Source organism: Hyphomicrobium sp. MC1 (assembly GCF_000253295.1).
Classification (GTDB): domain Bacteria; phylum Pseudomonadota; class Alphaproteobacteria; order Rhizobiales; family Hyphomicrobiaceae; genus Hyphomicrobium_B.
The window spans coordinates 4,599,253-4,612,420 of sequence record NC_015717.1; the positions used below are offsets into that span (position 1 = coordinate 4,599,253).

The following is a 13,168-nucleotide window of genomic DNA, read 5'->3' on the forward strand; positions in this document are numbered from 1 at the left end:
CTGTCGCAATAGCAGGCCGCTCAAGTGTTCATTACAGCCGGCGCAGGTCTTCGTCGGTCAGCTTGCGGGCTGCATCTTCGATCATCAACGGTACGCCATTGCGGATCGGAAATGCCAAGCCTGCAGCTTTGCTCAACAATTCGCGTTTGTTCGCATCGTAGATCAGACGTGTCTTGGTGAAAGGACAGACGAGCAGCTCAAGCAGCTGTGGATCGACGGCGTTGGCGTCGTCTGGAGCGCTGTCGTCAGCATCATCGGTCATGGCTTTTTCCGATATTACTGAAGTGTCGTGCCGCTGCTGCCGTTCGACGCCAGATCGATTTCGGCGAGCGCAACGAGAACTTCGGCGCGCGACCGCAGATCCTTGGCTTCGAGCAGTGCCTGCTTTTCTTCCGGTCCGTAAGGACACATCACCGACAGAGCGTTGATGAGAAACTCGTTCGATGCGCGCTGGATCGTCGACCAATCGGTTTTCAGGCGGTTGGCTTCGAGATAGGTTTTCAAGACGCGCAAGAGATTTTGCCGATCGACCAGTTCTTCGCCGAGACCTTCGGTCAGGTCGCTGGCAAATTTGTCGTAGCTCACGCTCATAATGCGGTAAGGCATTTCGGTTTCGGCTTCGCCGACGCACTCGAAGCGCGTAATGCCCGTCAACGTGATGATCAACCGGCCGTCGTCCAATTCCTGGTACGACGTGATGCGGCCGGCACAGCCTACGGAGCGCAACTCGGCCGTTTTCTCGATCGGGCTTTCCTGATCGTCATCGCCCGATACGACAGGTTGCAAAATGCCGATGATGCGCGCGCCTGACATCGCATGATCGATCATTTCGAGATAGCGAGGCTCGAAGATGTTCAAGGGCAATGTGGCGCGCGGCAGGAGAATCGCGCCGCGAAGAGGAAAAACGGGAATCCTCGGGGGCAAATCAGCCGGGCGTCGATAGCGCTCCGTGAGTATCAAAAGAAAAAAACTCCGCTAAGGATCGTTTCTGGATCAGCTGAACAGGATGGATGATAGCCTCCGGCGCCCTTCGGCCACCAGAGGTTCCTTGGGGCCCCAGGCGTCGAAGAACTGCAGAAGCTGCTTGCGTGCGGCTCCGTCGTTCCATTTGCGATCCACCCTGATGAGATCGAGCAGAAGCTCAAGCGCCTCCTGCCTGTCGCCGGTCGCGCCGAGGCCGACGGCGAGATCGAGACGAGCTTGAAAATCCTGAGGGTTTTCGGCGACGCGCTTTTGGAGCGCATCGAGTTCGCCAGTGTCAGCACCTTTTTCCGCAAGCTCGATCGCTGCTTCGAGGCTTTTGACGGCAGCAAGCTCGCGCTTATCCGGCGGCACGAGCGCCAATGTCTGCTTGGCGCGGGCAATGTCGCCGCTCTTCATATAGCAGGACGTCAGACCGGCGATGGCTTCGGCGTTGGCCGGATCTTCCTGGAGGATGCTCGCGAAAACTTCGGCTGCTCCTTGCAGGTCGTCCTGCTCCAGCAGTTCTTCGCCGGTTTTGAGAACTTCGGCGATGCCGATCTCAGCATCGTCGGCCACGAGGCGATCAACGAAAGCTTTGATCGCGCTTTCCGGCTGCACGCCGACGAAACCGTCGATCGGCTGGCCGTCGCGGAAGGCGTAGACGGTCGGCAGCGACTGGATGCGAAGCTGCGCCGAAATCGCTTGGTTCTCGTCGACGTTGACCTTCACCAGGCGGACCTTGCCGCTGTAGCTGCGCACGACCTTTTCGATAACGGGCGTGAGCTGCTTGCAGGGGCCGCACCAGGCCGCCCAGAAATCGACGATGACAGGAACCGTCTTCGAGGCATCGAGAACGTCAGCCTTGAACGAAGCGGTGGTTGCATCCTTGATCATGTCGGCGGCACCGGGTGCACCGAACTCCGTGCCTTTAGCGCCAAATTCCATTGAACCAATCTCCTCGCCGCTCGAACCTCAAGATGCGGTCAATACCATGACCTGAGGCTCATGGCCGGTGGACCGAATGAACCGCAAAAGGTCGTCGCGTGCAATGTTTGTTGTTGCTGTGTTTTCAAGCGGATGACAGTTGACCGAGGGGGCGGCCATCAGAGCCTCGTCGAAGATGATCTTCACGCGATTGCCGGTATCGTTGATCGTTGCAAAGGCTGTGACGGAGCCCGGCGTCACGCTGAGTGTTTCCATCAGCAACTCGGGCTTGCCGAAGGAAAATCGCCCGGCGCCCAGGCGTTTCGACAATGCTTTGAGATCGACGCGGGTTTCGGTGTTGGCGATGACGAGGAAAAGCGCGCCCTTGTCGTCCCTTAAGAACAAATTCTTGGTGTGGGCGCCCGGCAGGGCAATTTCGACCTTGTCGCTTTCCGCGACGGTAAAAACGGCCGGATGGCCGATCGTTTCCGTCTCAATTCCAAGATCGGCGAGGGTCTGAAAGAGCTGTTGGCGCGTTACGGGCATCGGTCGAGGTTTTTCTCCGGCTTTCCTGTCGGGGGGGGCGCATCCATACCCTGGCCGCCTCTGATATATAAGGGCGATTGGACATTTTCGCCGCTGTGATTGAGGGGCTTGCATTGGGCGATCACTTGCGCCATAAGGCGGGTCTTCCGCCGCCGCAAGGCGGCGTAAGCTTTCTGGACATGCGGGTGTAGCTCAGGGGTAGAGCACGACCTTGCCAAGGTCGGGGTCGAGGGTTCGAATCCCTTCGCCCGCTCCAGGCACCAATCAGATTTCAGTTACCTCCTGAAATCGTCTCGGCCACAAGCCGCTTCGGCGGATTGGCCATTCCTTCTTAAGATCGGTGCCTACGGCGGCTTCGCCGCAACACTCGCAGCGCCTATATGGCGTGGACCCCAGCCTTTACGAAATGGTATGGACGGCGCCCGATTAGCCCCGATTATAGGTGTGCCCTCACTTGGCGTGACTTTTGTTCTCACAAGCAAGGGGGGAGACCTCATGAAAACGACATTGAGAGTGGCCATCGCCGCTGCGGCGGTGGTTCTGGGCGCTGGCTTCGCAAACGCCGCAACGGTCAGCAGCGACGTGCATGCGCTGAAGTTGCTTACGGCGCACTCTTCGGCGGCACAGGACGTTTATTGGCGCCGTTGGCATCATCGTCACCGCCATTGCTGGTGGCGGCACGGCCATCGCTTCTGCCGCTGGTGGTGAAGTGTTTTACGGCGCCCAAGCGGCGCCGTATCACATTCTGCGGCCTTTGACTCGGCGCCGCCGCGCTTCAGACTCGATGCCGCCATCGGGAGGGAGAATAATTGCACCCGGCTGGGACTTTGAAAGGGTGCAACTCACTTGAAACGCTTCGTGCAGTTTCTTCAGGCGGCACTTGCCTGCACAATCCTGGTAGCTCTGATCTTCAGCATTCCGGTTGTCATGGCTTCGACGCCAATCCACCTCGGCATTTCGTTCGCTCATCCGGACCGTCTGCTAGCCGGGCCGCAGCATGCGGACAGCACGGCCGCACCGCTTCTGCCGTGATCCTAAAATGAAGCCGGCCCCTCACGGGGCCGGTGTCAGGTCACTTGTCAGTAGTAGCAGTAGGGGTGATGGCGGCGATACCAATAGTCATTGCAGAGGTAGCCGTCGTCGTAGGCGTAGTAATCATCATAGTACGGGCCGCCGTAGTAGAAGCCGGGACCCCAGCCCCAACCGTAGCCGCCGCGCCAGTGACGACCGTGGCCATGCCATCCGCCGCCGTGCCAGCCGCGACCACCCCAGCGGCCGCCTGCAAAGTGGCCGCCGCCCCAGTGACCGCCGCGGAAGCCGCCGCCACCAAAGCCACCGTGAAAACCACCACCGTGGAAGCCGCCTCCGTGGAAGCCACCGCCACCATGAAAGCCGCCGCCGCCATGAGCTTCAGCGGCTGCGGAGAAGCCGCCCACGGCTAAGGCTGCGAGAGCGCCCACCACCGCTTTTTTCCAATTGTGCATTTTGTGCTCCATACGAAACAAAATCGCGTCTCTCTGCGCGACCGCCGGTGGCTATAACGTGGTGTCACTAAACATCGTTTCCAATGTCATCCTGCCAATTGCGCATGGCAGGCCCGAGCCCTTTTGCCGTCGCTTGGTTGGCCGCGTGTGCGGTGCAAACACTGATCGCGAAGCGGTGGGCCGTCTTTCAAAAACGACCGCATTTCATAGGATTTTTATGCACTGGGGAGCTTTCGCCCGGGCATTTTGCAAGCAAGAGCCGCTGGGATTTGGTCTTTAGAAGGACGTTTTGCGTCAGATCGTAAGTACGAATACGAACGGATTCGATACGTTTGTATGCGCGGCGCAAACCAAATTCGCAGTCGGAAATTTTTAACACTTGCCGACAAGATGAACGCCAGGTGAATGAGGCGTTTATCTCTTCACAACAATTCCATTTCGCGCGGAAAAATTCCGGCCGGCAATTCCTCTGATCGAAATCGATCAGCCATGAGATCGCGGTTGGTTGGCCACCCGAATTGCGACGAACGGCGAAGGCGTCGCTTGAACGTCACAGATGAAAATCATACCACAGACGTCCGATTCCTGAGGCCTCTCTCTTCGCTTTCCAATCCTGCACCGCTTACGGACCAGACATGAGGATCGCCAGCGCCATGACCGCCAGCATGCAAACTCTCATTGTTCGCCCGATCGCATTTCTTGCGATCGTCGTCGCTGCCCTGTCGATGGCGGGCTGCGGCGTCAATACAATTCCGACGAAGGAGCAGCAGGCGAAAGCCGCTTGGAGCGAGGTTCTGAACCAGTACAAGCGCCGCTCCGATCTCATTCCCAATCTCGTCGAGACGGTGAAGGGTTTTGCCGATCAGGAAAAAAGCGTGCTGACGGAAGTTACGAAAGCCCGCGAGCAGACGACGAACATTCAACTGCCGCCCGATATTCTGACGAACCCCGATGCGATGAAGAAATTCCAGGATGCGCAGGCGACGCTCTCGGGCGCGCTCGGGCGGTTGATGGCGGTCGTCGAGCGGTATCCCGATATCAAGTCCGGGCAGAACTTCCTGGCGCTGCAAAGTGAGCTTGCGGGCACCGAGAACCGCATCGCCATTGCGCGGCGCGACTACATCACGGCGGTGCAGTCGTACAATACCGAGATCAACACCTTTCCTGGCCGGCTTTGGAAAATGGTGCTTTATCCGCAGGCCAAAGACATGGCGACGTTCGACATTTCGCCTGAAGAGCAGAAGGTGCCGAAAGTCGATTTCAGCAAGCCTTGAACCGCGGCGCGCATCGCTTTTGGTCGGGAGCCTTTGAAATGGCTGGCGTCATCAACGCCGCTCGGGTTTCGCCATGGCGTGGCATGGCGCGGGCGCTGCCGGGCTTGCTGGCGGCGCTCGTTCTTGTGCTGTCGGCGCATTTCTCAGTGGCTTTTGCAGATCCGGTCTATCCGGAATTGGCCGGCCGCGTCACGGATGAAGCGGGACTGCTAACGCCTGCCGAGAAGACTGACATCGAAGCCGACCTTGCCTCGCTTGAGCAGACATCGACCGATCAGCTTGCGGTCGTGACCGTCAAGTCGCTGCAGGGCTATTCCATTGAGGATTACGGCATCGGCCTCGCGCGCAAGTGGGGCATCGGTCAGAAGGGCAAGGACAACGGCATTCTGCTGATCGTTGCGCCGAACGATCGCAAGGTGCGCATCGAAGTCGGGCGTCGGCTTGAGCCGTTCATGACCGACACGATGGCGGCGCTCATCATTCAGAATGCCATTCTGCCGAAGTTTCGGCGCGGCGATTATGCGGGCGGCATCAAGGATGGCATCCGCGATATCAAGTCGGTGGTGCTTGGTGATGCCGAGGAGGTGAAGCGGCGCGCTGCCGGACCGCGCACGCCGGAAAACGATCCGACGGTGATCTTTCACATCATTCTGTTTCTCGCGATCGTGGCCTTCATCATCTGGGTCAATTATCGCAACGCGCAGGCGATGCGGGCCGGCATGCCGGGTGCGCCGCGACGCCGGGGCGGCATCGTCGTTATTCCAGGTGGATCGGGCGACTGGGGCGGTGGATGGTCCGGTGGTGGCGGCGATAGCGGCGGCGGAGGCTGGTCGGGCGGCGGCGGGGACTTCGGCGGCGGTGGCGCATCGGGAGGGTGGTAGCAATGTCGAGATCAACGCAAGCAGGCAGCACGCAACGATGAGCTTCATCAGCGCCAAGGACGCCGAGCGGATTTCGGCGGCGATCACGAAAGCCGAGCGCAATACCTCTGGCGAGATCGTGGCCGTCGTTGCCGATCAGAGCAGCCGGTATCAGCACATTCCGTTCATGTGGGCGGCGCTGCTGGCGCTGGTCATTCCGTGGCCGTTCATCCACTTCACGTGGATGAAAGTGCAGTGGATCTTTCTTATTCAACTGTTGGTCTTCCTTGGGTTGCTGGCACTCGCCTGGCACCCCAAGGTGCGAATATCGCTCGTTCCGAAGTCGATCCTTCATGCCAACACGCGGCGGCGTGCCAGCGAGCAATTTCTAGCGCAGAATTTGCACACGACAACCGGGCGAACGGGCGTGCTGATTTTCGTTTCCGTCGCGGAAAAGCGCGTCGAAATCATCGCCGACAGCGGTATCGACGCGCTCGTTGAAAAAGGCGTCTGGCAGAAGATCGTCAACGATTTTACGGCCGATATCAGCGCAGGGCGGGTGGCGGACGGTTTCGAGCGGGCGATTGCGCGGATCGGGGATCTGCTCGCGCAGCATTTTCCGCCGGGGGCCGTCGATCCCAACGAATTGCCCGATCATCTTATCATCTTGCGAAGCTGATTATCTCGCGAGCGCGACGAGACGGTCACACGAAAAGGGGGAAGGCATGTCGACCTTGGACATCGGCGAGGGGGCCGAGCAAGCCGCAATGGCGACCGACGGCGACGTCAAGCATGCGCCGCTCCGCGCTCGCGTCTCGTGGATGCTGTTCGACTGGTCGGTGCAGCCGCACTACACGCTGGTGCAGACCTTCTTGTTCGGACCTTACTTCGCCAATGCCATTGTGCAGAATTCGGTTTGCGGACTTGCTGCCGGAAGTGAGAAAGCGGCCTGCGGGCAGGCGATGTGGGGCTATGCGGCTGCGGTGGCGGGCCTTCTGATTGCGATCATCAGTCCGCTACTTGGTGCGGCGGCCGACGGACGCGGATCGCGCAAGCCGTGGATGGCGATGCTGTCGCTGCTCTTTCTCGCAAGCCTTTCGAGCCTGTGGCTCGGCGTTCCCGACGCCAACATGACGACGATCCTCATTGTGCTTGCTGGGTTCGTCGGTGCGACGCTTGCCGCAGAATTGATGAGCGTCTTCTCAAACGCCATCATGACGGGCCTGGCACCAAAGGAAGAACTCGGGCGGCTTTCCGGCACCGGATGGGCTGTCGGCTATTTCGGCGGCCTTGTCAGCTTGGCGGTGGTCGCGGGACTATTGGTGCCGATGCCGGGCGAGCCAAAAACTCTGCTGGGACTTGAGCCGCTTCTGCACCTCGACGGCGCGACGCATCAGAGCGATCGCATCACCGGGCCGTTTGCGGCGATCTGGTTTGCGATCTTCATTATTCCGTTCTTCCTGTTCGTGCCGGACCGGCACCGCGCATCGACGGCACATCCGGAGCGCTCGGCGGCGGCGGAGCTTTGGGAGACGATCAAGTCGCTGCCGTCGATGCCGAGCCTGTTGATCTTTCTCATCGCGCGGATGCTGTTCACGGATGGCTTGTCGGCGATCTTCGCGTTCGGCGGTATCTACGGCGCATCGGTGTTCGGGTGGGGGCCGCTCGAACTCGGCATGTTCGGCATCATCCTGACGCTCGTCGGCGCGTTCGGTGCGCTGTTCGGCGGATGGCTTGACGACGCTATCGGCCCGAAAGCGGTGATCATCCTGGCACTTCTGGCTTTGATCGTCGGCGCGCTCGGCATTCTTTCCGTCGATAAGACGCACATCTTCTTCACGACCGAGGTGGCGGAAAAGATTGTCGGGTCGAAGCCGTTTTCAGCGCCAGGCGAGCAGGTGTTTTTAGCGTTTGCGATTTTGGTCGGCGTCGTGTCGGCCCCGGTTCAGGCCGCCAGCCGGTCGTTGCTGGCGCGCATCGCGCCTGCCGACAAGATCACACAGTTCTTTGGGCTGTTCGCTTTCTCGGGCAAAGTCACGGCGTTCCTGGCGCCGTTCTGCGTCGCGCTCATCACGCAGGAAACCGGCAGCCAGCGCATCGGCATGGCCGCCGTTCTTGCCTTCCTCGCTATCGGCGTCGTGATGATGATGTTCGTGCGGACGCGCTCGGCGCGCTGACGGGCGGCTGCCTCAGTGGCGGAAGTGGCGGACGCCGGTGAAGACCATCGCAAGGCCACGTTCGTCCGCTGCTTTGATGACCTCGTCGTCGCGCATGGAGCCGCCGGGCTGGACAACTGCCGTAACACCCGCTTCGGCCGCAGTAATCAAGCCGTCGGCGAAGGGGAAGAAGGCATCGGAGGCAACGACCGATCCGATCGTCAAGGACTTGTCGAGGCCGAGCGCCTTCGCCGCTTCGGCGGCCTTCCACGCCGCGATGCGCGAAGATTCGACGCGGCTCATCTGTCCGGCGCCGACGCCGACGGTTGCTTCGTTCTTGGCGTAAACGATGGCGTTCGATTTGACGTGCTTTGCGACCTTGAACGCAAAGCGCAGGTCTTTCAATTCCTGCTCGCTCGGGGCGCGCTTGGTGACGACCTTCAGATCGAGATCGTCGGCGTTGCTGGCGTCGCGCGACTGGACGAGAAAGCCGCCAGCGACCGATTTGAAGTTGAGGCCGGGTGCGCGTGAATCGGCGAGGCCGCCCGTCAGAAGCAGGCGCAGGTTTTTCTTCGCGGCGAAGACGATTTTGGCTTCATCGGTCGCGTCCGGCGCAATGACGACCTCAGTGAAGATCTTCGTCATTTCTTCGGCCGTTGCCGCGTCGATCGTTTTGTTCAACGCGATGATACCGCCGAAGGCGCTGACAGGATCGCAGGCGAGCGCCTGGCGGTAGGCTTCGGCGAGAGAAGCATTCACTGCGACGCCGCACGGATTGGCGTGCTTGATGATGGCGACCGCGGGCGTCTTCGGATCGAATTCCGAGACAAGCTCGAAAGCGGCGTCGGTGTCGTTGATGTTGTTATAGGACAATTCCTTGCCCTGAAGCTGTTTCGCCGACGCGACGCCGACGCGCGTGTCTGCCGAGAGGTAAAGCGCCGCCGTCTGGTGGGCGTTTTCGCCATAGCGCAGCGCTTGCCCGAGGTGGCCGCCGAAGGCGCGCCATTCCGGAGCATTGTTGCCAAGCTCGCGGGCGAACCAATTGCTGATTGCGGCATCGTAAGCCGCGGTGCGGGCAAACGCCTTGGCGGCAAGCGCTTTGCGGGTCGCGAGCGTCGTTGCGCCATCGTTAGCTGCAATTTCGCTCAGCACGCGTTCGTAATCCGAGGGCTCGACGACGACCGTGACACTGTCGTGGTTTTTCGCTGCGCCGCGGATCATCGCCGGGCCGCCGACGTCGATGTTCTCGACGCAATCGTCATACGTTGCGCCTTTGGCGACGGTTGCTTCGAAGGGGTAGAGGTTCACGATCAGCAGATCGATGGGCAGGATGCCGTGGTCGCTTGCCGCCTTGTCGTGGACCGCGTTGCCGCGAATGGCGAGGAGCCCGCCGTGGACTTTCGGATGCAGCGTTTTCACGCGGCCGTCCATCATTTCGGGGAAGCCGGTCAGTTCCGAGACGTCCATCACCGAGAGGCCTGCGGCTTTCAGCGCCGCAGCGGTGCCGCCGGTCGAGACGAGTTCAATGCCACGGGCTTTCAGCGCGGCGGCGAAGTCGATGAGCCCGGTTTTGTCGGAGACCGAGAGAAGCGCTCGGCGTATGCGTTGGTCAGCCATGTTCACCCCAGCTTTTTTCGGTTTGGCCGTTATCACGGCGCGCCGGGCGTGGCCATCCCGCGTCAGGACGAGCGCGCGATTGTGACGCGCAAGAGGATTTGGTTATTTACGAATTCGGAGCGGACTCAGCCGCTTCGGCTCGCACGGACCAGTGAACAGACGTCTCGCCGAATGTCGTGCCGCGCAGTACGATTTGCAGGCTTGGACGCGGTCCGGCGCTGTCGACAAAGTAAAGGCTTTCCTCAATCGACATCTGTGCCGTCTCGTCGGCCGCGAAAATCCAGACCTCGCCGTCGGGAAGGGTGAGGCGGCATTGAGCGTGGCCCGCGGACTGACAACGGCAATCCGGATGTAGATGAAAATGGATGGCGTAGGGGAGGTCCTGCTTCAGTCGCAGCGTTCCCTTGGGCGGTTCGAGCGTATCGACGCCTTCGAGTTTGTCGCCTTTGGGCGCAAGCGCCAAGCGTCGGCCGTGGATCAAGCCGAAGCGTTTCAGATAGCCGTCGTGCGTTGCGGTGATTTCTGCCTGCGTCGGGCTGTCGTGAAATTCGAATGAAACGGTGTCGGGGCCGCGGATCGGCAGGCCGGCGACCATCGATTCCAATTGCTCGTGGCGGATCAGGCGCGAGGATGACGTCTCGGTGAGGCAGAGCGTGTTGTGGCTGGCGGTGGCGCGGGCGACCGAATCCCAGTCGTGATCGGCTGGACCGGGAAAACCGCCGTTGGCAAAGATCAGGTACTGGCGCGACGTCATTTCAAAAGACAGCGCGCCTGCCTGCGCTTCCGTTGAAAGTTCGAGCGGTGGCGGCGAGCCGACGTCAGTCATGATAATCGTGGTGCCGCGTTCGAGGCGGGCGTAGCCGGAGGCGCGGGCCACCGGCATGATATCGAAATCGCCGTCGCTGGCGTAGCCCAGGACGGTGGCGAGGGCGGCTGGCGAGCCGGTGCTGACGCCGTTGAAGCGCGCCAGCATGCCATCGCCAAGACGCATGAAACGCAAGAAACGCAGAGATTTTCGGACCGCAGCGTTGATCTCGTCCGGCGCGACCAGCGCGCGTGAGCCAAAACACTGACCGAGCGGCAGCAGATCGAGAACGACATCTTCGAGCACGCTGGCGCTGCGACTGATGTGGCCGCCGTCCTCGAGGATTTGCCGCTTCAACTCGACGATGAGCGCGGCCTCGGCATCCTTCAACTGTTTGTCGTGACCGGAGACGGCGAGACCTGTCAGCACCAGCGCGATCAGGCAGACCATGCGCGGTACGCCGTCGGGTGCATTGCGCCACGTCGTCCGCAGCGCGCCGATCTGCTGGCCGATGCTGGACATGATCTGGGTGTAAGCGCGCGCGTCGAGGTCTTCGAGCAGCATGTTCGCTTGCGAGATCCAGGAGATCAGACGGCGGGCGACGACCTCGGGCTCGTAGGCGATGCCGTGAGAGATGCGCTTGAGGGCGATCCATTCGAGCACAAGCTCACGTGCGGCGGCTGCGGCTTCGTCCTCTTCGGTTGCGGCGAGGTGACGAAGCCAGCCGAAGCCATGCAGTTCCCGTTCCCAAGCGACGCTGGGCGGTGTGATGCGAAAGACGGATGCGCCTTTGAGATCCGCAATCTCAGCGGCAAGTCCGAAGTAGCCGTGTGAAACTTCGGTCCAGAAGCTTGGATCGGCAGCGCGCAGTTCCTGGGGGACGATCAGGATCTGATCGGCGCCATTGCCGGCGTATCGCCACCGCAGGAATGGAGACGAGAGCGTCAACGTTACGGCGCGACGTCGCAATCGCTCGACCGAGAGCGAGCGGATTTTCAGCCGTTCCGAAACATTGAGACTCAAAGTCTGGCTCCCCGTCCAGAGATGGTCTTACCACCTCAGAATGGACTAGCCCCCGACCTCAGTCAAAACAAGGCGGACAGGCGTCACACGCACCAGCGCTCAACAGGTCTTCATCAGAGATGCCGCGAAAAATCCGTCAAGGCCCTGAAGTCCTTCCGGTAAATCGGCAAATTGCGTCGGCAGCGTCCGCAGGTCGCCGGCGGGCGTGCGCCACGACATCGGGATCGTGTCGGTGTCGAGGGTAATCGGGCGACGCGCGAAATCGGGGTGGCTCTCGAGAAAGGCTTCGACCTGCATTTCGCCCTCTTCCGGTTCGAGCGAGCAGGTGCAGTACACGAGCATGCCGCCGGGTTTCACAAGGCTAGCCGAGTGGTCGAGGAGCCGTTTCTGTAGGGCCGCCAGCGCACCGACATCCTCGGGCCGCTTCAGATAGAGAATATCGGGATGACGACGGATCGTGCCGGTCGCAGTGCAGGGGGCATCGAGAAGGACGGCGTCGAATTGCCGGTCGGTGCTGAAGGTCAAGGCGTCGGAAACGGCGGTGGCCGCGGTCAGCCCCAGGCGCGCAAGGTTTTCGCTCAGGCGGCCGAGACGTCCTGCCGATTTATCGACGGCGGTGACATTGGCCCCGGCGGTCGCAAGCTGGGCCGTCTTGCCTCCGGGCGCGGCGCAAAGATCGAGCACCGACAATCCGGCGACGTCGCCCATCAGCTTGACGGGAAGCGCGGCGGCGGCGTCCTGCACCCACCAAGCGCCGTCGAGATAGCCGGGCAGCTCTTCGATACGTCCGGCCTGCGCGCAACGGATCGAGCCGGTTGGCAGGACAACGGCACCAATCTCTTTTGCCCACCGTTCGTGATTGGATTTGACCGTCAAGTCGAGGGCAGGCTCAGCGAGGGACGCGCGGGCGATCTGGCGGGCAGCCGCCGCGCCATAGGCGTCGCTCCAGCGCGCCAGCAGCCAATCGGGAAAGGTCAGCGCGATATTATCGAGGTCGGCCAAGCGGCCGTGTCCGCTTTCGCTGACGCGGCGCAGAACGGCGTTGGCGAGGTTGGCGAAGCGCTTGGCGGAGCTGTCGGCACGGCATTGATCGACGGCGAGCGAGATTGCCGCGTGCGGCGGCGTCTGCAGCAGCAGAAGCTGCGCCACGGCTGCGAGCAAAATTTCGTCGAGGCGGCCCATGCGTTCGGGCAGCGGCTTGGCGAGATAGGTGCTGAGGACGGCTTGCAGCGATCCGCGATGCCGGAGCGCCGTGGTGGCGATGAGACGTGCGAAAGCGCGGTCGCGGCCCGGGAGATCGCGCGCGGCGGCGGCTCTCGCAAACGCGTCGTCAAACGGGCGCCGCTCGACAAGCACAGTGTAGAGCGCGGAGACGGCGACGTCGCGCGTTTTCAGCCCGTCCGGGCTTTGCGCCGGTCGTGGACGGGATGCGCCGCCTCGGGGAGACGACGGGCCGCCAGCGCGCGCACGAGGCGGTCGCGGCGTGGAATTTTTGGATTTTGTATGATCTTGCACG

General features: G+C 61.4%; 14 protein-coding genes and 1 tRNA gene. 7 read left to right on the forward strand and 8 right to left on the reverse strand.

All coding sequences use genetic code 11. The features are described 5' to 3' along the window. Positions 1–31: 31 nt before the first annotated feature. The 4 genes from HYPMC_RS22155 to HYPMC_RS22170 are packed head-to-tail and all read right to left on the reverse strand — an operon-like array spanning position 32 to position 2,433. Entirely contained in the window at positions 32–262 is a 231-nt protein-coding gene (locus HYPMC_RS22155) for a Trm112 family protein (RefSeq protein WP_013950388.1), read from the reverse strand. 14 nt (positions 263–276) lie between these two features. Then, positions 277–960 carry an LON peptidase substrate-binding domain-containing protein gene (locus HYPMC_RS22160; protein ID WP_013950389.1) on the reverse strand — a complete coding sequence of 228 codons (684 nt, stop codon included), beginning with the start codon at positions 958–960 and terminating at the stop codon, positions 277–279. A gap of 33 nt (positions 961–993) precedes the next feature. Beyond that, a complete protein-coding gene (gene trxA / locus HYPMC_RS22165) occupies positions 994–1,908 on the reverse strand; it encodes a thioredoxin (RefSeq protein ID WP_013950390.1) in 915 nt (304 codons plus the stop codon). 27 nt (positions 1,909–1,935) lie between these two features. Then, on the reverse strand, positions 1,936–2,433 hold the full coding sequence (locus HYPMC_RS22170) for a prolyl-tRNA synthetase associated domain-containing protein (protein ID WP_013950391.1): 498 nt from the start codon (positions 2,431–2,433) through the stop codon (positions 1,936–1,938). A gap of 181 nt (positions 2,434–2,614) precedes the next feature. Here HYPMC_RS22170 and HYPMC_RS22175 point away from each other — a divergent pair. The 3 genes from HYPMC_RS22175 (at position 2,615) to HYPMC_RS22185 (ending at position 3,465) form a co-directional block, all read left to right on the forward strand. Beyond that, a tRNA-Gly gene (locus tag HYPMC_RS22175) sits at positions 2,615–2,689 on the forward strand. 239 nt (positions 2,690–2,928) lie between these two features. After that, positions 2,929–3,141, forward strand: a complete 213-nt coding sequence (locus HYPMC_RS22180) for a hypothetical protein (protein WP_013950392.1) — start codon at positions 2,929–2,931, stop codon at positions 3,139–3,141. Between the two features lie 150 nt (positions 3,142–3,291). Beyond that, positions 3,292–3,465 carry a hypothetical protein gene (locus tag HYPMC_RS22185; RefSeq protein WP_155831102.1) on the forward strand — a complete coding sequence of 58 codons (174 nt, stop codon included), beginning with the start codon at positions 3,292–3,294 and terminating at the stop codon, positions 3,463–3,465. Positions 3,466–3,512: 47 nt separating this feature from the next. Here the strand turns inward: HYPMC_RS22185 and HYPMC_RS22190 are convergent, their stop codons facing one another. Next, positions 3,513–3,917, reverse strand: coding sequence for a hypothetical protein (locus tag HYPMC_RS22190; RefSeq protein ID WP_013950394.1), 405 nt, complete (start codon positions 3,915–3,917; stop codon positions 3,513–3,515). 653 nt (positions 3,918–4,570) lie between these two features. Here HYPMC_RS22190 and HYPMC_RS22195 point away from each other — a divergent pair. From HYPMC_RS22195 to HYPMC_RS22210, 4 genes are read left to right on the forward strand one after another with little or no spacing between them, the layout of a single operon-like run. Beyond that, entirely contained in the window at positions 4,571–5,191 is a 621-nt protein-coding gene (locus HYPMC_RS22195) for a LemA family protein (RefSeq protein ID WP_024275055.1), read from the forward strand. A 38-nt stretch (positions 5,192–5,229) separates the two neighbouring features. Further along, on the forward strand, positions 5,230–6,072 hold the full coding sequence (locus HYPMC_RS22200; protein ID WP_024275056.1) for a YgcG family protein: 843 nt from the start codon (positions 5,230–5,232) through the stop codon (positions 6,070–6,072). Between the two features lie 37 nt (positions 6,073–6,109). Beyond that, a complete protein-coding gene (locus HYPMC_RS22205; RefSeq protein WP_041300510.1) occupies positions 6,110–6,730 on the forward strand; it encodes a TPM domain-containing protein in 621 nt (206 codons plus the stop codon). A 46-nt stretch (positions 6,731–6,776) separates the two neighbouring features. After that, a complete protein-coding gene (locus HYPMC_RS22210; protein ID WP_013950399.1) occupies positions 6,777–8,228 on the forward strand; it encodes an MFS transporter in 1,452 nt (483 codons plus the stop codon). 12 nt (positions 8,229–8,240) lie between these two features. On the opposite strand, the gene purH is transcribed toward HYPMC_RS22210, so the two are convergent. The 3 genes from purH to HYPMC_RS22225 all read right to left on the reverse strand — a co-directional run bounded on the left by purH (position 8,241) and on the right by HYPMC_RS22225 (position 13,167). Then, a complete protein-coding gene (gene purH, locus HYPMC_RS22215) occupies positions 8,241–9,824 on the reverse strand; it encodes a bifunctional phosphoribosylaminoimidazolecarboxamide formyltransferase/IMP cyclohydrolase (protein WP_013950400.1) in 1,584 nt (527 codons plus the stop codon). Positions 9,825–9,930: 106 nt separating this feature from the next. After that, the gene (locus tag HYPMC_RS22220; protein WP_013950401.1) at positions 9,931–11,652 is read right to left on the reverse strand and encodes a heparinase II/III family protein; all 1,722 of its coding nucleotides are present in this window, start codon (positions 11,650–11,652) and stop codon (positions 9,931–9,933) included. A 99-nt stretch (positions 11,653–11,751) separates the two neighbouring features. Beyond that, positions 11,752–13,167, reverse strand: coding sequence for an RsmB/NOP family class I SAM-dependent RNA methyltransferase (locus HYPMC_RS22225; protein WP_013950402.1), 1,416 nt, complete (start codon positions 13,165–13,167; stop codon positions 11,752–11,754). Between the last annotated feature and the right edge of the window lies 1 nt (position 13,168).